Source organism: Verrucosispora sp. WMMC514, assembly GCF_027497295.1.
Taxonomy (GTDB): domain Bacteria; phylum Actinomycetota; class Actinomycetes; order Mycobacteriales; family Micromonosporaceae; genus Micromonospora; species Micromonospora palythoicola.
This window is the reverse complement of record NZ_CP114906.1, coordinates 3,951,164-3,971,430: the sequence shown is the minus strand read 5'-3', so window position 1 is coordinate 3,971,430 and position 20,267 is coordinate 3,951,164. Positions and strand designations below refer to the sequence as shown.

General features: G+C 72.2%; 14 protein-coding genes. 4 read left to right on the top strand and 10 right to left on the bottom strand.

The window, feature by feature from the left end:
• Positions 1 to 50 precede the first annotated feature (50 nt).
• Both O7597_RS18510 and O7597_RS18505 read right to left on the bottom strand, forming a co-directional pair.
• Positions 51 to 1,043: a sugar ABC transporter permease gene (locus tag O7597_RS18510; protein WP_281580264.1), complete on the bottom strand. Its 993-nt coding sequence runs from the start codon at positions 1,041 to 1,043 to the stop codon at positions 51 to 53.
• Positions 1,043 to 2,203, bottom strand: coding sequence for an extracellular solute-binding protein (locus O7597_RS18505; protein ID WP_281580263.1), 1,161 nt, complete (start codon positions 2,201 to 2,203; stop codon positions 1,043 to 1,045). The genes O7597_RS18510 and O7597_RS18505 overlap by 1 nt, the downstream gene beginning before the upstream one ends.
• Before the next feature lie 503 nt (positions 2,204 to 2,706).
• On the opposite strand from O7597_RS18505, the gene O7597_RS18500 reads away from it, so the two are divergent.
• Positions 2,707 to 3,729, top strand: coding sequence for a LacI family DNA-binding transcriptional regulator (locus O7597_RS18500; protein ID WP_164445779.1), 1,023 nt, complete (start codon positions 2,707 to 2,709; stop codon positions 3,727 to 3,729).
• A gap of 22 nt (positions 3,730 to 3,751) precedes the next feature.
• Here the strand turns inward: O7597_RS18500 and O7597_RS18495 are convergent, their stop codons facing one another.
• On the bottom strand, positions 3,752 to 6,016 hold the full coding sequence (locus O7597_RS18495) for an EAL domain-containing protein (RefSeq protein WP_281580262.1): 2,265 nt from the start codon (positions 6,014 to 6,016) through the stop codon (positions 3,752 to 3,754).
• Between the two features lie 232 nt (positions 6,017 to 6,248).
• Here O7597_RS18495 and O7597_RS18490 point away from each other — a divergent pair, with 232 nt between their 5' ends.
• Positions 6,249 to 6,626 carry a PH domain-containing protein gene (locus O7597_RS18490; protein ID WP_164445780.1) on the top strand — a complete coding sequence of 126 codons (378 nt, stop codon included), beginning with the start codon at positions 6,249 to 6,251 and terminating at the stop codon, positions 6,624 to 6,626.
• Here the strand turns inward: O7597_RS18490 and O7597_RS18485 are convergent.
• Positions 6,620 to 7,546, bottom strand: a complete 927-nt coding sequence (locus O7597_RS18485) for a 2-hydroxyacid dehydrogenase (protein WP_281580261.1) — start codon at positions 7,544 to 7,546, stop codon at positions 6,620 to 6,622. The two genes, O7597_RS18490 and O7597_RS18485, sit on opposite strands and share 7 nt — an antisense overlap.
• 38 nt (positions 7,547 to 7,584) lie before the next feature.
• Here O7597_RS18485 and O7597_RS18480 point away from each other — a divergent pair, with 38 nt between their 5' ends.
• Complete coding sequence (locus tag O7597_RS18480) at positions 7,585 to 8,808, top strand: PQQ-dependent sugar dehydrogenase (RefSeq protein ID WP_164445782.1); 1,224 nt, start codon at positions 7,585 to 7,587, stop codon at positions 8,806 to 8,808.
• Positions 8,809 to 8,874: 66 nt separating this feature from the next.
• Positions 8,875 to 10,482, top strand: a complete 1,608-nt coding sequence (locus O7597_RS18475; RefSeq protein ID WP_281580260.1) for a metallophosphoesterase — start codon at positions 8,875 to 8,877, stop codon at positions 10,480 to 10,482.
• Between the two features lie 112 nt (positions 10,483 to 10,594).
• Here the strand turns inward: O7597_RS18475 and O7597_RS18470 are convergent, their stop codons facing one another.
• The 6 genes from O7597_RS18470 to O7597_RS18445 form a co-directional block, all read right to left on the bottom strand.
• Positions 10,595 to 12,952 (bottom strand): pyruvate dehydrogenase, encoded by a 2,358-nt coding sequence (locus O7597_RS18470; protein ID WP_281583274.1) that lies wholly within the window; start codon positions 12,950 to 12,952, stop codon positions 10,595 to 10,597.
• A gap of 145 nt (positions 12,953 to 13,097) precedes the next feature.
• Complete coding sequence (gene gatB, locus O7597_RS18465) at positions 13,098 to 14,597, bottom strand: Asp-tRNA(Asn)/Glu-tRNA(Gln) amidotransferase subunit GatB (RefSeq protein ID WP_269739473.1); 1,500 nt, start codon at positions 14,595 to 14,597, stop codon at positions 13,098 to 13,100.
• 109 nt (positions 14,598 to 14,706) lie between these two features.
• Positions 14,707 to 15,633: a putative Ig domain-containing protein gene (locus O7597_RS18460; RefSeq protein WP_281580259.1), complete on the bottom strand. Its 927-nt coding sequence runs from the start codon at positions 15,631 to 15,633 to the stop codon at positions 14,707 to 14,709.
• Positions 15,634 to 15,853: 220 nt separating this feature from the next.
• Positions 15,854 to 17,329, bottom strand: coding sequence for an Asp-tRNA(Asn)/Glu-tRNA(Gln) amidotransferase subunit GatA (gene gatA / locus O7597_RS18455; RefSeq protein WP_281580258.1), 1,476 nt, complete (start codon positions 17,327 to 17,329; stop codon positions 15,854 to 15,856).
• Positions 17,326 to 17,631, bottom strand: a complete 306-nt coding sequence (gene gatC / locus O7597_RS18450; protein ID WP_088995614.1) for an Asp-tRNA(Asn)/Glu-tRNA(Gln) amidotransferase subunit GatC — start codon at positions 17,629 to 17,631, stop codon at positions 17,326 to 17,328. Before gatC ends, gatA begins: the two co-directional genes overlap by 4 nt.
• Positions 17,632 to 17,790: 159 nt before the next feature.
• Positions 17,791 to 20,229 (bottom strand): EAL domain-containing protein, encoded by a 2,439-nt coding sequence (locus O7597_RS18445; RefSeq protein WP_281580257.1) that lies wholly within the window; start codon positions 20,227 to 20,229, stop codon positions 17,791 to 17,793.
• Between the last annotated feature and the right edge of the window lie 38 nt (positions 20,230 to 20,267).

The following is a 20,267-nucleotide window of genomic DNA, read 5'->3' as shown; positions in this document are numbered from 1 at the left end:
CCGGCGTCGCCGGCCGCGGTCGCTCCAGAAGGCTCACCGCGCCACCTCGCTCATTTGCGTCCCCCCGAGATGCGGTTGGTCAACAGGGTGTTCACGGCGGCGACCACGAGGATGATCAGAAACAGTGCCCAGGACATCGCGGCGGCGTAGCCGAGGTTGAGGTCCTTCCAACCGACCTTGTAGATCAGCTGCGCGACGGTCTGCCACTCGCCGCCGGCTCCGCCGGTGGCGGCCTGCGCGTTGAGGTCGAACAACATCGGCTCGGTGAACAGTTGCAGCCCGCCGATGGTGGACAGCACCACGGTGAAGATGACCACCGGCCGGATCATCGGCACCGTGATCCGCCAGAGCTGGCGCCACGGGCCGGCGCCGTCGAGCGCCGACGCCTCGTACACGTCGCGCGGGATGGACTGCATCGCCGCCAGGTAGAGCAGGGCGTTGTAGCCGATCCACTTCCAGTTGACCATGGTGGCGATGGCGATCCAGGAGTGCATCTTGTCGGCCCGCCAGTCGATCGGGTTCTCGGTGCCGATACCGATCAGGCCCAGGGCCCAGTTCGCCATGCCGAGGTCGCGGGCGAAGAAGACGTTGAAGACCAGCGTCGAGGCGGTGATCGGGGTGATGTAGGGCAGCAGCGCACCGACCCGCCACCAGGTCTGGGCCCGCAGCCGACGGTTGAGCAGCGACGCGATGATCAGGGCGAGCAGCAGTTGCGGGACCGTGGAGAGCAGGAAGATGCCGAAGGTGTTGTAGAGGGCGTTGCCGAAGTCGCCGTCGGTGAACAGCCGGCTGAAGTTCTCGACGCCGGCCCAGCCGGTCAGCTCCGGGTCGTCGAGGCGCCAGTGGCGCAGCGCCACCACGCCGTTGAAGACCATCGGGAAGAGCCCGAAGACGAGGAAGAGCAGAAAGAACGGCGCGATCATCAGGTACGGCACGTACCGCATGTCGAAACGGTGCAGCCGGTCGCGCCAGGTCATCGACCGGCCGGGGATGGGCCGGGGGCGGCGGGTGGCCGGCGCGGGGGTCGCGCGGGTGGTGGACATTACCTGCTGGCCTTCTCGGCTTCCTTGATCGCCTCGGCCCAGGCGGCGTCCGGCGCGAGGGTTCCGTTCTGCACCCGGTTGATGACGTTCTCCACGGCGACCCGGGTGGGGCCGTTCTTCCTGCCCAGGTACTGCGGTGTCAGGCCCTCGGCCATCCTGGGAAAGATCTGGCCGACCGGCGCGGAGTTGAAGAACTCGTTCTTGAAGTCGGCGATCGCCGGGTCGGTGTAGAGCGCCGGCTGCGAGGGCAGGTTGCCGACCGTCTTGAAGACCTCGATCTGCTGCTCCGGCTGGATCAGCCACTCCAGGAACTTGTACGCCTCGTCGATGTTCCTGCCTTGCTTGGGGATGGTGAGGAACGAACCACCCCAGTTGCCGCCGCCTCCGGGCACCGCGGCGATGTCCCACTTGCCCCTGGTGCCGGGAGCGGTGTTCTGGATGTGCCCGAGCATCCATGCCGGGCAGGCCAGCACCGCGAACGAGCCGCTGGTGAAGCCCTTGTCCCAGTCGGCCTGGAAGCTGGTGAGGTTGGCCGACAGCCCGGCGTCGGCGGCCCGCACCGCGTAGTCGAAGGCGACCTTCGGCCCACCCTCCATCCGCAGTTGCTCGTTCTCGTCGTAGAAGCCGACCTGCTGCTGACCGAGGATCGGGTTGAACAGGTTCGTCGCGTTGTCGACGAACTTCTTCCTGGTCGTGGCGGTGTACTGCTGGCCGACCTCCAGGAACCTGTCCCAGGTGGGCCAGAGCGCGGAGACCTGCTCCCGCTCGGTGGGCAGGCCGGCGGCGGCGAACAGGTCGGTGCGGTAGCACATGGCCAGCCCGCCGACGTCGGTGCCGAGGCCGATCTGGGTGGCGCCGTCCGCGGACAGGGACTGCTTCCACTTCCACGGCAGGTAGTTCGCCTCGTACTTGCCGGCGCCGGAGTCGAGCAGGTTGACGAACTTGTCGGCCTGGCTGCGGAACTGGACCATGAAGCCCTCGTCGATCGCCGCGATGTCGGGCGCACCCGAGCCCGCGATCAGCTTCTTCTGCAGGTCCTCGTGCTGGGCGTTGTACTCACCCGAGTTGAGGGCGATCGTGACGTTCTGGTTCTCCGCCTCGTACTTCGCCTTCAGGTCCTGGAGCCCGAAGTCGCCCCAGAAGTTGATCGTCAGCGTCACCGCGCCACCGCTGTCGCCGCCGCTCTGGGTGCTGCGCCCGCTGCACGCGACAACCAGGGAGCCGACCGTCAGACCTACGGCTGCGACCCGCAGCCACCGCGGCGTAGACCATCTCATGATCCATCCTCCGACACCGTTGGAAACGCCCCAGAGATCGAGGAACGTTGACTGAACCGGATAAGTGAGGTCACCGTACGAGGGTGTCGTCAGCGTGTCAACGACGGGTTAACATTGAGCGCCGCCGTTAACCTCCAGCCTGTCCGTTCATGCGGGATTGCCTGGTAAAGCAGGGATCATCGGCGGTAGAGCGTGGGAGTCCAAGCACCCGAAGGAACGACCGACAGCGAGCCGACCCGTCGACTGAACCGCACAAGTTCGCATGCTGGCCGGTGGCGCACCGCCCCGTACCGTCCGACGGTCGGGCGGACGGGTAGCGTGTGCCACAGCCGCCCGCGCCATCGACGCGGCCGGCAGGACGAACTGGTTCAGGAGGGCGTACGCCGGTGAAGCGGCCCACGATCGCGGACGTCGCCCGGCGGGCGGGGGTCTCCAAGGGTGCGGTCTCGTACGCGCTGAACGGCCAGCCGGGCGTCTCCGAGGCGACCCGGCAACGCATCCTCGCCATCGCCGCCGAGATCGGGTTCAGCCCGAGCAGCGCCGCCCGCGCCCTGTCCGGCGCGACCGCCCGGGCCATCGGCCTGATCCTCGCCCGCCCGGCGCGAACCCTCGGCATCGAGCCGTTCTTCATGGAGCTAATCAGCGGCGTCGAGGCGGAGCTGTCCGCCCGGTCGTACGCGCTGACTCTCCAGGTGGTGGCCGACCAGAGCGCCGAGATCGCGGTGTACCGGCGCTGGTGGGGCGAGCGGCGGGTCGACGGCGTGCTGATCTGCGATCTGCGGACCGACGACGGGCGGGTGCCGGTGCTGGAGGAGCTGGGTCTGCCGGCCGTGGTGATCGGCGGCCCGACCGGCACCGGCGGGCTGCCGAGTGTCTGGTCGGACGACGCGGCGGCACTCGTGGAGACGGTGGAGTACCTCTACGCCCTCGGTCACCGCAGGATCGCCCGGGTCGGCGGCCTGCCCGAGCTGCAGCACACCGCGATCCGTACCCAGGCGTTCACCGAGGTGTGCCGGCGGCTCGGTCTCGCCGAGGCAATCACCGCCTCCTCCGACTACACCGGCGAGGAGGGTGCCCGAGCCACCCGGCGGCTGCTCAGTTCCCGGGTCCGCCCGACCGCGATGATCTACGACAACGACGTGATGGCGATTGCCGGGCTGTCGGTGGCCCAGGAGATGGGGCTCGCGGTCCCCGCCGATCTGTCCATCGTGGCCTGGGACGACTCCCCGCTGTGTCGGCTGGTGCATCCACCGCTCACCGCGTTGAGTCGGGACATCCCGGCCTACGGGGCACACGCGGCGCGCCAGTTGCTGCAGCTGATCGAGGGAGCCCCGACGGGCGGGCTGGAGGACGAGGCCCCGCATCTGACGCCACGCGGCAGCACCGGCCCCGCCCCCGGCAACAGGTGAAACGGCTGAGCGGCCGCACCGGTCAACGCGACGTCGAGGGAAACTCCTCGAAGTACGCCTCGACCCGCTCGGCGGTCGCCGGCCGGGCCAGCTCGAAGCCCTGGCCGTAGCGGCAGCCGGCCCGGTGCGCCCCCTCGACCTGGTGGGCCGACTCCAGTTCCTCGGCCACCACCTCAAGGCCCAGCCGCTCGGCCACCGTGACCACCACGTCCAGCAGAGGTCGGTGCGGGTCAGCACCGGCCGTGGCCACCTCCGGCCCGACCTTGAGCAGGTCGATCGGTAGTCGCCGGAGTTGGGCGAGGGAGGCGTGCTCGGCCCGGAAGTCGTCGAGCGCGGTGCGGATGCCCATCGAGCGCAGCCCGGCGAGCCGGGCCACCACCGTCGGCAACTCGGCGGCCACCTTCGGCTCGGCGACCTCGACCACCAGTTGGTCCGGTCCCACCCCGTATGCCTCCAGCACCGCCGCCGTCCGGGGCACGAAGTCCGGTGAGGTGAGTTCCCGGGTGGTCACGTTCACCGCCATCCACATCCGCCGGCCACCCACCGTCCAGTCGGCCAACTGTCGACAGGCCCGGTCCAGCACCCAGGTGCCCAGCTCGCCCACGATGTCGAGATCCTCGGCCACCGGTAGCAGTTCCGTCGGGAAAACGGTGCCCAGCACCGGGTTGCGCCACCGCAACAGCGCCTCGGTGCCGACCGGAGCCCGGTCGGCCAGGCTGAGCACCGGCTGGTAGACCAGATCCAACTCGCCCCGGGCGACCGCGCCGGGCAGCTCCCGCTCCAGGTCGAGCCGGCGGACCAGCTGCTCCTCCAGGTAGGCGTCGTACCACTCGACCCGGTCCCGGCCGAGTTGCGCCGCGCGCCGACGGGCCAGGTCCGCCTGGCGGAACAGGTCCTCCGGCTGCCCGCTGCCCAACTCGGTCAGCCCGATGCTGGGTCGCGACCGCAGCACCGCCCCGGCAACCTCGTAGGGTCGACTCAGCGCGGTGAGCAGCCGGGTGCCGAGCGCGTACGCGAGCACCGCTCCGGACCCGCTGACCACCGCGAGTCCCGTACCGGTCAGGTCGAACACCTCGCCGTCGTCGGCGGCCACGGCTCGGGCCCGGCGAACGGCCTCGGCGGCGACGTCGTCGCGCACCAGCCGGCCGGGCAGTTCGGTGAGGTGCAGGTCGACCACGAGCAGGGCGCCGCAGGCCGGTTCGGGGCGGGCCGCCAGCGCCCGCAGCAGGCCGGCGCGACCTGCGGAGCCACCCGGGTCGGCGGGTGCCGGTGCCTTCGCGGACATCGGGTCCGGGGCGGCGGCCGACTCGTCGCTCGACGTCGCGGCCGCGGTATCGACCAGTTGGCGCACCACAAGTGGCGGGACCACAGCGAGCGCGAGCAGCACCGCCGTGCGGTCGGGCAGCAGACCGGCCTGCAACTGGTGGACGGCGGCGAGCGCCACCGCGACCGGTGGGAGCACCGCCCGTGGCCAGGCCAGTGCGGTCCGCCGGGCGGGTGCGGGCTGCGCCACCTGCCGGACCCCGGCCGCGACCAGCAGCACGCCGACCACGAGGGGCGGCACGGCCAGCAGCGCCACCCGCCCGCCGGCAGGACCGGCCGGCAACCCGGCCAGCAGCACCAGGGCGAACAGGGTCAGCGCGGAGCCGCCACGACACCGGGCGGTACCGCCGTCGCGGCCGGCCCCGGTCAGCACGGCCAACGCGTCGACGGCGAGTAGGCCCAGGGCCACCGCGACCGCCAGGCGCACCGGCGCGGGCACACCGACGTACGGCAGCAGCAGCCAGGCGGTGAGGACCAGGCAGACACCGGGTGCGGCCTGGTCGAGCAGCCGGTGCAGCCGACCCCGCACCGACCGACGCGACCGGTGCAGGCTGAACAGACCACCGCCGAGCAGCGCGCCGGTGCCGGCGAGCCCGGCCGCGGCGGCCGCCGGGCGGTATCCGGCGGAGGCCAGCGGTAGCACCGCCGCGGTCAGGCCGGCGGTCACCACCGCAGCATGCAGCAGGGCGGCGGCCCGTCGTGGACGCGCCGCCCGGCGGCGGGCCAGCCGGCCGGCCGGCGGTCCGGCCGCCGGATCGGGGCCGAGGGTCAGCCGGGACAGCCGAACCCCCGCCAACGTGGACGCGGCCGCACCGGCCAGCGCCACCACGGCGAGGGGAGGCACCGGACCGGCCGCACCGAGGACGATCAGCACGGCGGCGACCGCGAGCACACAGGTCTCCGGCAGGAGCGGCCGGGCGCTGGCACAGGACGGAGCGCTACGGAACACAGACGCGACGGGCACGGCGGTCGCCTTCGTGAGGGGGCACGGGGGCGGTACGCGGACGACGGACATGGTCCACCGCCCACCCCCGGTGAACGAGTCGTTCGGCGAGAAGTGACGGCCTGTCGACAGTGAGTCAGGTCACGACAACCGAGTGTGGAGCTGGACCCACGCCGGTGTCGCCGGACGGGCGTGCCGCTCGCGACCGACGGCCCACCGCCAGCCGTCTCCGCCGAGGTGGGATCATCTGGTCATGCCGCGCACCGACACCGCACGATTCCGGCACAACCAGGCCATCCTGGCCGGGGCGATCGTCGCCACCATCGGCGCCGTGCCGCTGGCCAGTTCCCGCCCCTACCTGCTGCCGGTGCTGCTGGTGCCGCTGGCGGTGGCGGTCTGGGCCTGGCGGGCCGGCACCGACGCCGACGTGCGGGGGCTACGGCTACGGGCGCTCGCCGGGGAGCGCCGGATCTCGTGGGACCAGGTGGTCGAGCTGGCGGCCGACCCCCGCGGGCGGGCGGTGGCCCAGCTCGACGACGGCCGATGGTTCGTGCTCCCGGCCGTGCGGAGTGTGGACCTGCCGAGACTGGTGACGGCGGCCGGACGCGACGTCGCCGGAGCGGATCAGTAACCGTCCACCACGACGTTGCGTGTTGGCTCACCGGCCGCGAACCGTCGGATCTGCTGGCCGACCAGCCGGTACGCCCGGGGCAGCAGGCCCCGTACCGAGCCGGCCACGTGCGGAGTGATCAGCACGTTCGGCATCTCCCAGAGCGGATGGTCGGCGGGTAGCGGCTCGGGGTCGGTCACGTCCAGCGCGGCGCAGATCCGTCCGGTGGCCAGCTCGGCGACGAGGGCGTCGGTCCGGGCCACCGGGCCCCGGGCGGCGTTGACCAGCAGGGCGCCGTCCCGCATCGCGGCGAGGAATCTCTCGTCGACCAGCCCCCGGGTCTGCTCGGTCAGCGGCACCAGCAGCACCACGACGTCGGCCAGCGGCAGCAGTCGCGGCAGCTCGTCGACGCCGTGCACCCCCTGCTCGGGCCGGGCGCTGCGGGCCACCAGCAGGAACTCCACCTCGAACGGCGTCAGCCGCGCCCGCAACGCGGTCCCGATCGACCCCGAGCCGACGATCAGCACCCGTTTGCCGGCCAGTTCGTCGGTGGGGGCCACCTCGTCGTACGCCCACCGCCGCCGGGCCTGCGCGCGGGCCATCGCCGGGAAGGCGCGCAGCTGGGCGAGGATCGCGGCGACCACCCACTCGGCGGTGGACGGGTCGTGCACCCCGCGGGCGTCGCAGAGCGTGACACCGTCGGGCACCCGACCCACCCAGGCGTCGGCACCGGCCGAGAGCAGCTGCACCACCGCCAGGTCGGGCAGCTCGCGCAGCAGGGCCACGGCCTCCTCACCGGCCAGGAACGGCGGCACCCAGAACCGAACGCCGGCCCTCGGCGACGGCAGCTTCGCCGGATCCTCCATCGTCTCGACGACGACCCCCGGCGGCAGCTCGCCGAGCAGGACGTGGCCGGCCTCGTGCGGGATCCAAACCTTCACCTCGCCGACGATAGGCGTCGGCGCGGGCCGACCAGCCGATGGGGGGCGACCCGCGCCGCCATCCACGGGGTCGGCCTCGGCGGGCTACTCTGGGGCGGGTGAGCGCTCCCCCGTACCTCCGCGCCCGTCAGGTTCGTGCCGCCCTCGTGGCGTCCTGCGCGACGCTGCTGCTCGTCGCCGGTGGTTGCAGCCTCGGCGACCCGGAACCCGACCCGGCCGGCGAGCCACCGAACCTGCCCAGTCCGACGGTCACCACGGGCGATGGCGACCAGGAGGTCGTCGCCACCGTGCTCGCGCAGGGGTTGCGGGTGCCGTGGGGGATCGCTTTCCTGCCCGACGGCGGCGCCCTGGTCACCGAACGCGACAGCGGCCGCATCGTCCAGGTCGGCCCGGAGTCGACCGCCGACGGTTTGAAGATCACCGAGGTGCAGACCATCGACGACGTGGTCGCCTCGGGCGAGGGTGGTCTGCTGGGCATCGCGGTCTCTCCCGAGTTCGCCCAGGACCGGACGGTCTTCGTCTACTACACCGCCGAACGGGACAACCGGGTGGCCCGGCTGCGACTCGGTGAGAAACCGACCCCGATCCTGACCGGCATTCCCAAGGCGGGCATCCACAACGGCGGCGGCCTGGCCTTCGGCCCGGACGGACAGCTCTACGCCAGCACCGGCGACGCCGGGGACACCGACCAGTCGCAGGACGTCGAGCAGCTCGGCGGCAAGATCCTGCGGATCACACCGGACGGCAAGCCGGCGCCCGGGAATCCCTTCCCGGACTCGCCCGTCTGGTCGCTGGGGCACCGCAACGTGCAGGGCATCGCCTGGTCCGGCGACCGGATGTACGCCGTCGAGTTCGGCCAGAACACCTGGGACGAGATCAACCAGATCACCAAGGGCAAGAACTACGGCTGGCCCGAGGTCGAGGGGCGCGAGGACGACGACCGGTACGTCGACCCGATCGTGCAGTGGTCGACCGATGAGGCGTCCTGCTCCGGCCTGGCCGCGGTGGAACGGATGCTCGCCACCGCCTGCCTGCGCGGTCAACGACTCTGGCTGGTCGAGCTGACCGAGACCGGCACGGTCCTCGGCCAGCCGCAGGCCCTGCTGACCGAGCGGTACGGGCGACTGCGGGCGATCGCCGCCGCGCCGGACGGTTCGCTCTGGGTCAGCACCTCCAACCACGACGGGCGGGGCCGGCCGGCGCCCGAGGACGACCGGTTGCTGCGCCTCGTCTTCGCCGGTGGCGGTGCCGGGCGTAGCTGAGGCGCCGACGCACGACCTCATTCCAGGTTTGCCAAGATCTTTCGGCGGGCAGGTCAGAATCTCATCATGGACGGTCAGCAGAACGACGAGCCACGCCGCGACCGGGACGGGGAGACGACCCCTGATCGGTCGCGTCGCTTCCCACTGACGCGACGTTCCGCGGCATCGCGTGCCGGCGTCGGGTGGCACCTGGGCCTGCGCCGCCTCGCTGTCGGCCTGGCCGTCCTGGTCGTCACGCTCTTCGGTGTGCTCGCCGGGGTCGTGGCGGGCGGCAACGTGGGCACCGAGATCGGGCCGTTCCACGCTCGCCTGGCCGTGTCACCGACGACCGACGGCGGCACCACCGTCGACATCCCCCCGCTGGGCTCGTTGCTGCTGGACAGCCACGACGGGCCGACCCAGCTGACCGTGGAGCTGGGCGCGTTGGAGCAGAGCCGGGTCGAGGCCCTGATCGGCGACCCGGCGAGCCTCAACCGGGCCACCCAGTCGGCGGTCGACGAGGTTCGGGAGGGGGTGATGCGGCTCGGCCTGCGCACGGTCGGCTCCGCCGTACTGGCCACCCTGGTGCTGGCGCTGCTGGTGTTCCGCGACACCCGCCGGGCGGCCTGGGCCGGCGGCCTCGCGCTGCTGATCACGGCCGGTAGCCTGGGCACCGCCGCCGCCACCATCCGACCCCAGTCGATCGAGGAGCCCCGGTACGAGGGACTGCTGGTCAACGCCCCGGCCATCGTCGGTGACGTGCGCAAGATCGCCGACGACTACACCCGGTACGCCGAGCAGCTCCAACGGCTCATCGGCAACGTCACCCAGCTCTACACGACGGTGTCGGCGCTGCCGGTGTACGAGCCGGACCCGGGCACCACCCGGGTGTTGCACATCTCCGATCTGCACCTCAACCCGAGCGCCTGGCAGCTCATCCGGACCGTGACCGAGCAGTTCGGGATCGACGTGGTGATCGACACCGGTGACATCACCGACTGGGGCAGCGAGCCCGAGGCGTCCTACGTCGGCTCGATCAGCCTGCTGGAGAAGCCGTACGTGTACATCCGGGGCAACCACGACTCGGGCCGTACGGCGGCGGCGGTGGCCCGCCAACCGAACGCGGTGGTACTGGACAACACCACGACCACCGTCGCCGGGCTGACCATCGCCGGGATCGGTGATCCCCGCTTCACCCCGGACAAGAGCACCTCGCCGGCCAGCGGCGGGCTGAACCAGTCCACCGCGGACGAGTTGATCACCAACGGTGAGACCCTCGCCGCCACGATCCGCAGCTCGCCCCGGCCGGTCGACATCGCGCTCGTGCACGACCCGGCCGCCGCCGGCCCGCTCTCCGGCACCACTCCGCTGGTGCTCGCCGGGCACACCCACGATCGGCAGGTCAACACGCTGCCGGAGGTTCCCGGCCAGCAGCCCACCACGCTGATGGTGCAGGGCTCCACCGGCGGTGCCGGGCTGCGGGGGCTGGAGCAGGAGGAGCCGACCCCACTGGCGATGACGGTGCTCTACTTCGACCAGGAGAAGCGACTCCAGGCGTACGACGACATCACCGTGGGCGGCACCGGCCAGGCCCAGGTGAACCTCGAACGCACCGTCATCGCCCCACCGGTAACCACCCCCCTCGGCGCCACCCCCACCACCACCATCTCCCCCACCCCAACCCCCACCCGCTGACCCCTCCCCTCCCCCACCCCACCCAACCTTTCCCCGTCGATCATGAAGTTGTTGTCCGGGAGAGCGCTCACCGGTGACAACAACTTCATGATCAACCAGGGGATGGGGTGGGTCAGCGGAGGGAGAGGGCGGCGAGGGCGGCGTTGACGATGCTGCCGGGGAGCAGGTCGTGCAGGTCGTAGAGGTCGTGGACGCTGCCGGACTGGCCGAACTCGTCGACGCCGAGCGGAACCGCCGGCGCGGCCACTGCCGAGCCGAGCCAGGCCATGGCGTGCGAGGCGGCGTCGTGCACGGTCACCACCGGCACCCGGTCGGCGAAGGCGGACCGCAGCGCGCCCGGCACGCTCGGCACGGTCGCCGTGCGTACGCCCTGGCGCAGCGTGCGTTGCCAGGCCCGGTAGAGGCGGTCCAGGCTGGTCACGTCCACCACATGGGCGGCGACCCCCTCGTCGGCCAGTTCCGCCGCGGCGGCCAGCACCTCGGGCAACACCGCCCCGGAGGCGGCCAGTTGCACGGTCGGCGCCTCGGCCAGGTGCGGGTACGCCTGGTGGGCGTCGACCAGCCGGTACGCCCCGGCGAGCACCTGCCGGCGCAGCACCGCGTCACCGAGCCGGGCCCGAGCCGCCTCGAACGGTGCCTGGTCCACCGGCCGGGTGCTCAGCCGGAAGTAGTACGCCCCGTCCTCGGCCGGCACCGCCGTCGGTGCCGCCGGGGTGGTACCGGCGATGTGCCCGAACGCGTCGCAGAGCAGCCAATCGAGGCTCGCCGCGTACGCGGGCTCGACGAAGGTCACCCCGGGCAGTTCCAGGCCCACGCTCGCGGTGATGGTCGACTGGTGGGCGCCGCCCTCCGGCGCGAGGGTGACCCCGGACGGGGTACCCGCGACCACGAACCGGGCACCGGAGTAGGTGCCGTACAGGAATGCGTCGAGCCCGCGCAGCACGAACGGGTCGTAGACGGTGCCGACCGGCAGCAACGGCTGCCCGGACAGATCCCACGCCAGGCCGAGCTGGCCGAGCAGCAGGAACAGGTTCATCTCGGAGATGCCCAGCTCGATGTGCTGACCCTCGGGGCTCTCCGTCCAGCGCAGCATCCGGTCCTCCGACCAGGACCGCTGGGCGGTCGGCGCGAACACACCGGTCTTGTTGATGAACCCGGCCAGGTTGGTGGAGGTGGCGACGTCCGGTGCGGTGGTGACGAGGTACCGACCCACCTGCGGGTCACGCGCCAGGTCGACGAGCACCCGACCGAAGACCTCCTGCGTGGAGATCGGCTTGTTGGCGCGTACGTTCGTGGCCTGGGGCACGGCGACCCCCAGCGCACGCTCGCGGGGCGCGCGGGACAGCGCCTCCCGACGCTGCCCGGCCCGGATCCCGGCCGGCGACGCCGGGTCGAGCCGGTCCCACTCGGTGTCCCGGGTCAACCCCTGCGCGGCGCGCAACGCGTCGACCTGTTCGCCGGTCAGCAGGGCGGAGTGGTTGCGCGGGTTGCCGGCGATCGGCAACCCCCACCCCTTGACGGTGTACGCGAACACCACGCTCGGCCGGTCGGTCACCGCGTCGCACTGGGCGTACGCGTCCAGCAGCGCCGCCAAGTCGTGCCCGCCCAGGTCGGTGACGAGTGGGCCGAGATCGGCGTCGGCGACGTCGGCGATCAACGCGGCGATGCCCTCGGGGGCACCGTCCAGGAACTGCTTGCGCAGCGCCGGCCCGGTCAGCCCGAACAGCGACTGGTACTGCTCGTTCGGCATCGCGTCGATCCAGTCCCGCAACGCCGCCCCGCCCGGCCGGTCGTACGCCTCGGCGAGCCGGCGACCGTACTTCACCTCGACGACGTGCCAGCCGGCGGCCTCGAACTGGCCGCGCCACTGGTCGATCCGCACCCCGGGCACGACCCGGTCCAGCGACTGCCGGTTGAAGTCGACCACCCACATGACGTTGCCGAGCCCGGTGGTGGCCGGGTCGGCGACGGCCTCCCAGATGTTGCCCTCGTCCAGCTCGGCGTCACCGATCAGGGCCACGAACCGGGAGTGCGGTCGCGCCCCGAAGTGGGCGTCGACGTAGCGCCGGGTCACCGCCGCGAACAGCGGCGCGGCGGCGCCGAGCCCCACCGACCCGGTGGAGAAGTCGACCTCGTCCGGATCCTTCGTCCGCGACGGGTACGACTGGAGCCCGCCCCGTGCCCGCAGCCGGGGCAGGTACGACCGGTCCAGGTTGCCCAGCAGGTACTGGATGGCGTGGAAGACCGGCGAGGCGTGCGGCTTGACCGCGACCCGGTCCTCGGCGTCCAGGTGGGCGAACCACAGCGCGGTCATCGCGGTGACCAGCGACGCGCTGGACGCCTGGTGCCCGCCGACCTTCACCCCGTCCCCAGCACCCCGGTCGTGGTTGGCCGCGTCCACGATCCGGGTGGCGAGCCACAACACCCGCCGCTGAATCTCATCAAGAACATCAAGATCGTGCTCGTCCACGCTGGAACTCCATCCGGACATCTCCATTGACGCCCTCATTCGGGGTGGCGCAAGCGTTGATCATGAGGTTAGCGGCGGCGGGAAGATCGACAACTGCCGCCAACCTCATGATCAACGCGGTCGGGGTGGGGTGGGGTGGGGTGGGTCAGGATTGGGGGGTTAGGCGGGCCAGGATGAGGGTGCGGACGGTCTGGGCGTCGGCCTGGCCTCGGGTGGTCTTCATGACCGCGCCGACCAGGGCTCCGGCGGCGGCCACCTTGCCGCTGCGGACCTTGTCGGCGATGGCCGGGTTGGCGGCGATCGCCTCGTCCACCGCCGCGGTGAGGGCGCCGGTGTCGGAGACGACCTCCAGGTTGCGGTTGGTCATGATCTCGGTCGGCGAGCCCTCGCCGGCGACCACGCCCTCCAGGACCGTGCGGGCCAGCTTGTCATTGAGCTTGCCGGCGTCGACGAGGCCCTGAAGCTCGGCGACCTGGGTCGGGGTGGCCCCGATGTCGGCCAGTTCCACACCCGTCTCGTTGGCCCGCCGGGACAGCTCGCCCAGCCACCACTTGCGGGCGGCGGCCGGCGTCGCACCGGCCGCCACGGTGGCCTCGATCAGCTCGACAGCACCGGCGTTGAGCACCGACTGCATGTCCGCGTCCGACAGGCCCCACGCCTCCTGGAGGCGACGGCGGTGCAGCCGGGGCAGCTCCGGCAGGGCAGCCTTCAGCTCGGCCACCCAGGCCGGGTCCGGCGCGATCGGCACCAGATCCGGCTCGGGGAAGTAGCGGTAGTCGGTGGCGGTCTCCTTGGACCGGCCCGGGGTGGTGTCCCCGGTGTCCTCGTGGAAGTGCCGGGTCTCCTGGGTGATCCGACCGCCGGCCTCCAGTACGGACGCCTGGCGCAGCATCTCCGAGCGGACCGCCCGCTCGACCGAGCGCAGCGAGTTGACGTTCTTGGTCTCGGTGCGGGTGCCCCACTCCTCGCCGGGCAGGTTCAGCGAGGTGTTGACGTCACAGCGCAGCGAGCCCTCCTCCATGCGTACATCCGAGACGCCCAGCGAGCGGATCACGTCACGCAGCTCGGTGACGTACGCGCGGGCCACCTCGGGGGCGAGCGCGCCGGTACCGGGGATCGGCTTGGTGACGATCTCGACCAGCGGAATACCGGCCCGGTTGTAGTCGACGAGCGACTCGGTGGCGCCGTGGATACGGCCGGTGGCGCCGCCGACGTGCAGCGTCTTGCCGGTGTCCTCCTCCAGGTGCACCCGCTCGATGCCGATGCGCACCAGCTCGCCGTTGACCTCGACGTCCAGGTGGCCGTCGAAGCAGAGCGGCTCGTCGTACTGGCTGATCTGGAAGTTCTTCGGCATGTCCGGGTAGAAGTAGTTCTTCCGGGCGAACCGGCACCACTGCGCGATGGAGCAGTTCAGCGCCAGGCCGATCCGGACGGTCGCCTCGATGGCCGCGGAGTTCGCCACCGGCAGGGAGCCGGGCAGACCGAGGCAGACCGGGCAGACCCGGGTGTTCGGCTCGCCACCGAAGTCGGTCGGGCAGCCGCACCACATCTTGGTGTTCGTGCCCAGCTCGACGTGGGTCTCCAGGCCGATCACCGGCTCGTAGCGCGCGACGACCTCGTCGTACGCGGGCAGCGTCGTGGTCATGAGAACTCCAGCTTTGCAGGCGGTAGCCGGCCCACGGCGGCATCCGGACACAACGCCGCCAAGCCTAGCCGCTCGACCGGGCACGCCTCGGCCGGGCGTCACCCGGATGTCACTCGGGTGTGCTGAACCGCCTACGACGATTGAAGGTCACCACGAGCAGGATCCCGCCGATGGAGAACGCCAGCACGCCCAGCGACAGCAGCACGAGTGTCGAGTTCGACCCGGTGACCGGCAGCCACGCCCCGCTCGTCTTCGACGGCGACGGGACGGGCGCCGCGGGGCTCGGCGACAGCGTCGAGGTCGGGTCGGCCGGGCTCGGCGTGGCGGTGGACGCGGTCGGGGTAGGGCTCGGAGCGGTCGGGGTGGCGCTCGGAGCGGTCGGTGTCGGGCTCGGACCGGTCGGGGTCGCCGTGGGGGTCGGGGTAGCGGCCTCGGCGACGACGATGGTGATGTCCTGCTCGCCGAAGAAGCCGTTCCTGTCGGTCATCCGCAGGGTCGCGGGGTAGGTGCCGGCCGTGGTCGGCGAACCCCCGAGCGAGTTACCGACCAGCAGCATGCCCGGCGGCAGGCTCCCCGCACTCAACGACAACCGGTACGGCTCCGTGCCACCCGTCGCCTCGACGGTGTGGATCGCGTACACCTGCCCCAGGACCATCGGCGACCGGGGCACGCCCGAGGTGATCTCGACCGTGGGTTCGCGTACCTCGATCGTGGCCGTCCGCTCGGCGAACTGGCCGGCCGCGTCGGTCATCCGCAGGGTGAAGGTGTAGGTGCCCGCCGTGGTCGGCGAACCCCCGAGCGAGTTACCGACCAGCAGCATGCCCGGCGGCAGGCTCCCCGCACTCAACGACAACCGGTACGGCTCCGTGCCACCCGTCGCCTCGACGGTGTGGATCGCGTACACCTGCCCCAGGACCATCGGCGACCGGGGTGCGCCCGAGGTGATGGTGACGGCCACCGCCGCGGCCGGGGATGCGGTGCCCAGCAGCAACGCGACCACCATCGTCAGGGCCATGACCGGGCGCAGTGTCTTCATCGCACATCCAGCTCTGATCAGAACGGCTCGCGTTCGCCAGCGACCAGCCGGTCCACCCGACTCTCGGTCATCCAAACAGGAGGGTTGACGATCGGCAATTACCCGATCGGTGACCAGTGTGTCGCGCCGACGCCACCGCGCCCGGCGCGGCCGGGTGGCCGCACCGGGCGGGCGAACGGTGCCGTGCGCGGACGACGGTCGGCCGCCTGCGCACGATCGGTCACATGGTCGGTGGCGTGAGCGTGCCGACCGCGCTCTCCAAGGCGGCGGCGACCCGGTACATCCGGTCGTCGGCCATGGTCGGTGCCATCACCTGCAGGCCGACCGGCAGCCCCTCGGAGAGCCCGCACGGCACCGAGATGCCCGGCCCGCCGTACAGGTTGCTCGGGATGGTGAACAGGTCGGCCAGGTACATCTGGTACGGGTCGGAGGTGCGCGCGCCGAGCGGGAAGGCGACGAACGGGGTGGTCGGCGAGATCAGCGCGTCGACCCGCTCGAACGCCGCGGTGAAGTCGCGGGTGATCAGCGTCCGCACCTTCTGCGCCTGCCCGTAGTAGGCGTCGTAGTAGCCCGAGGAGAGCGCGTACGTGCCGAGCATGATGCGCCGCTTGACCTCGGGGCCGAAGCCGGCCTCCCGGGTCAGCGACATGACCTCCTCCAGCGACCGGTTGCCGTCGTCGCCGGTCCGCAACCCGAACCGGACGCCGTCGAAGCGGGCCAGGTTCGAGGAGCACTCGCTGGGCGCGATCAGGTAGTACGCCGGCAGGGCGTAGCGGAAGTGCGGGCAGGAGATCTCGACGATCTCCGCGCCGAGCTTGGTGAGCGTGTCGACGGCCTCGTTGAAGGCGGCCGTCACGCCCGGCTCCGCGCCCTCGCCGCCGAACTCGGTGACGATGCCCAGCCGCACCCCGCTCAGGTCGCCGGTCGCGCCGAGCTTCGCCGCGGCCACCACGTCCGGCACGGGTGCCGGGATGGAGGTGGAGTCACGCGGGTCGTGCCCGCCGATCGCCGCGTGCAGCAACGCCGCGTCGAGCACGGTACGGGCGCACGGGCCGGGAGTGTCCAGTGAGGACGAGAAGGCCACCAGCCCGTACCGGGAGGTGCCACCGTATGTCGGTTTCGCGCCGACGGTGCCGGTGACCGCGCCCGGCTGGCGGATCGAGCCGCCGGTGTCCGAGCCGATCGCCAACGGCGCCTCGTACGCGGCGAGCGCCGCCGCGCTTCCGCCGCCGGAGCCACCCGGGATGCGGTCGGTGTCCCACGGGTTGCGGCTCGGCCCGTACGCCGAGTACTCCGTGGAGGAGCCCATCGCGAACTCGTCCATGTTGGTCTTGCCGAGCATCACCGTGCCGGCGGCGCGTAGCCGCTGCACGATCGTCGAGTCGTACGGCGGACGCCAGCCCTCAAGGATCTTCGACCCGACCGTGGTCGGCACACCCTTCGTGGTGAGGACGTCCTTGACCGCGACCGGCACACCGGCCAGCGGCCCCAGTTCCGCACCGGCCGCCCGACGGGCGTCGATGTCCCGGGCGGCGGCGAGCGCGCCTTCGGTGTCGACGTGCAGGAAGGCGTTGACCCGGCCGTCCACGGCGGCGATCCGGTCCAGGTGGGCCTGGGTGACCTCGACCGCGGAGGCTGCACCGGTGGCGACGAGCCCCGCGATCTGCGTCGCGGTCATTGCGGTGACGTCGGTCATGAGGCCACATCCTCGTCCAGGATCCGCGGTACGCGGAACCGCTGCTCCTCCGCGTCGGGGGCACCCGACAGCGCTTCCTCCGGCGTCAGGCACGGCGTCACGACGTCCTCGCGGAGCACGTTCGTCAGCGGCACCGAGTGGGAGGTCGGCGGGATGTCCGCGGCGGCGACCTCGCCCACCTGTGCGACCGCCTGGAGGATCACGTCGAGCTGACCGGCGAAGGTGTCCAACTCCTCCTCCGTCACGGCGAGCCGCGACAGTCGCGCCAGGTGCGCGACCTCCTCGCGGGAGATGGCGGCCATCGGTGCCCCCTTCGTGGCTGTGCTGCGTCTGCCTGACCTGCGCCCACCGCTGCCGGCTACGCGACACGCGGTGACCGCAGCGAGTCTATTGTTTCCCGCCCGGCCGGCCGTTGCCGCCTCCCCGCGCACCCGATAGCGGCCGGTCCCGGCCCGGCCGGATCAGCGGGCGTGCCGCCGGGGGATGTCCGCCTCGTCGTGGCCGCCGAGTGGGCGCAGCGGACGGTACCGGGCCAGCCAGGCGGCCAGTTCCTCGGCCGGCATCGGCCGGGCGTAGAACCAGCCCTGGGCGGCGTCGCAGCCGGCCGCGTGCAGCATCCGCCAGGTCCGCTCGTCCTCCACGCCCTCGGCCACCACCCGGAGCCCCAGCGCCTTGGCCAGTTCGATGGTGGAGCGGACGATCGCCGCGTCGTCGGCGTCCTCGACCATGCCGAGGACGAACGAGCGGTCCACCTTCACCTCCGACAGCGGCAGTCGGCGCAGGTGCTGGAGGGACGAGTAGCCGGTGCCGAAATCGTCGAGCGCGATGCCCACGCCGATCCGGTGCAGCCGGGTGATGGTGGTCAGCACCCGCCGCGGGTCGGCCATCAGCGCGCCCTCGGTGATCTCCAGCTGCAGCCGCTCGGGTGCCACCCCGTAGCGGGCGAGCCGGTCGGCGATCTGGTCGGCGATCTCACCGGTGTGCAGGTCCCGCACACTGACGTTCAACGCCGCCCGCAGTCCGAGGCCGGCCGCCGACCACTTGGCGAGCTGCTCCACCACGTCGTCGACGACCCGGCGGGTGAGCAGCCGCATCACCGCGCTCTGTTCGGCGACCCGGATCAGCTCCTCCGGGTCGACCATCCCCCGGCGCGGATGCCGCCAGCGCAGCAGCGCCTCCACCCCGACCACCTCGCCGGTGGCGATGGCGACCTGCGGCTGGTAGTACATCGTGATCTCGCCCGCGTCCGTGCCCGGCTCGGCGCCGGGACGATCCTCGGCGGTGGGTTCCGCCCCACCACCGAGGTCCGACTGGTCACCGGCGCGCGTCCCGGACCACACCGCCCCGCCGGCCGTCGCGGCGTCCGATCCGGCGTCCCGGGCCGCCCGGCGCAGGGTCGGGTCGGCGCCGGTGATGATCCGGGCGATCAGCTCGTCGTCGGGCCGCATCACCCGGGGACGGCGTCGCCGGCGATCCCACCATCGGGCGCCGGCCGGCTCCTCCGCCGGCACGGAGGTGGGCAGCACCGCGCCGTCGCCGCCGCGAACGGCGGTCAGGTCGGCCGGCGCGGATCCGTCGTTCCGCCCCGACGCGCCGACCTCCAGCACCCGGCGCAGGTCGGCCAGCAGCCCCAGCCGCTCGGCGGAGTTGTGGTCGGACTCGGCGGTGTAGACGGCGACGGTGTCGTTGCGGTGCTTCGCGTCGTACATCGCCACGTCCGCGTGCCGCATCAGGGTGGCGAAGTCCTCCCCGTGATCCGGAAACAGGGCGATGCCGATGGAGCCGCCGACGTCCAGCGGCAGCCCGTCCAGCGGCACCGGTTCGGCGAGCGCCTGGACGACCTCATCGGCCAGCGCACGAGCCTCGCCGACCTCGCTGAGCCCGGTCATCACGATCGCGAACTCGTCGCCGCCGAGCCGGGCGACCATCTGCGGCGGCGCGACCACGCCGGTCAACCGGGCGCTCACCTCCACCAGCAGCCGGTCACCGACCGCGTGGCCGAGCGCGTCGTTGACGTTCTTGAACCGGTCCAGGTCGATGAGCAGCAGGGCGAGGCGCGTCGCGGGCTCTCCCCGGGCGGCGCGCTCCGCGTGCCGGTGCACCTGTTCGTTGACCTCCGCCAGCAGGGCCTTGCGGTTGGGTAGGCCGGTGAGCGGGTCGAGTGCGGCCAACTGATGCTGCTCCACGGTGAGCCGGGCCATCCGGTAGACCGCGAACAGCGGCACCAGCACCAGCGGCACCAGGGCGGCGCTGGCCCTGGCGGCGGTGACCAGCACCGGCGCGAGCAGCAGTAACGACCCGGTGGAGAGCAGCTCGAAGGGCAGGCCGTGCCACGCGTTGGGCCACCACCGCTCCCCGAAGCGCAGCCGCACCGCCGTGGTGACCAGCCCATAGTTGACGGCGAACCAGGCGACTCCGGCGCCGCCGATCGCGGCGATGTCGGTCCAGCCCAGCGCCGCGCCGTCGTAGATGCCGCCGGGGCCGAGCCGGGTGACCGCGTACGCCGCCGCCAGCGAGCAGGCGTACTGCCCCGCGTTGAAGGCCGTCCGCCAGGGCGCGTGCCGCATCCGGATCCCGGACACCACCACGGCGACCGCCTGCACCGCGACCGCGGGGCCGAGCCCCCAGCCGAGCAGGATCGCGAAGGTGAAGCAGGTCGAGGGGAAGACGGCCGAGGAGGACTGCCCCCGACCGGGCGGCAGGAAGGGCCGCGCGTCGCAGGCCACGGCGAGCACCGCCATCGTCCAGAACGCCGCCGGCAGGTCAGGCAGGGTCGAGACGAACGACACCAGCCCGCCGGCCGAGACGAGCACGGCCACCGCGAGTACGGCCGCGACGAAGGTGGAGAACTGCGCGGTACGCCCGGGCGGGACGAGGTTGCGCGGATCGGGCGACTCCATCACACCTCCCGGCACGAGACCGGCCCGTGGTCTCACGC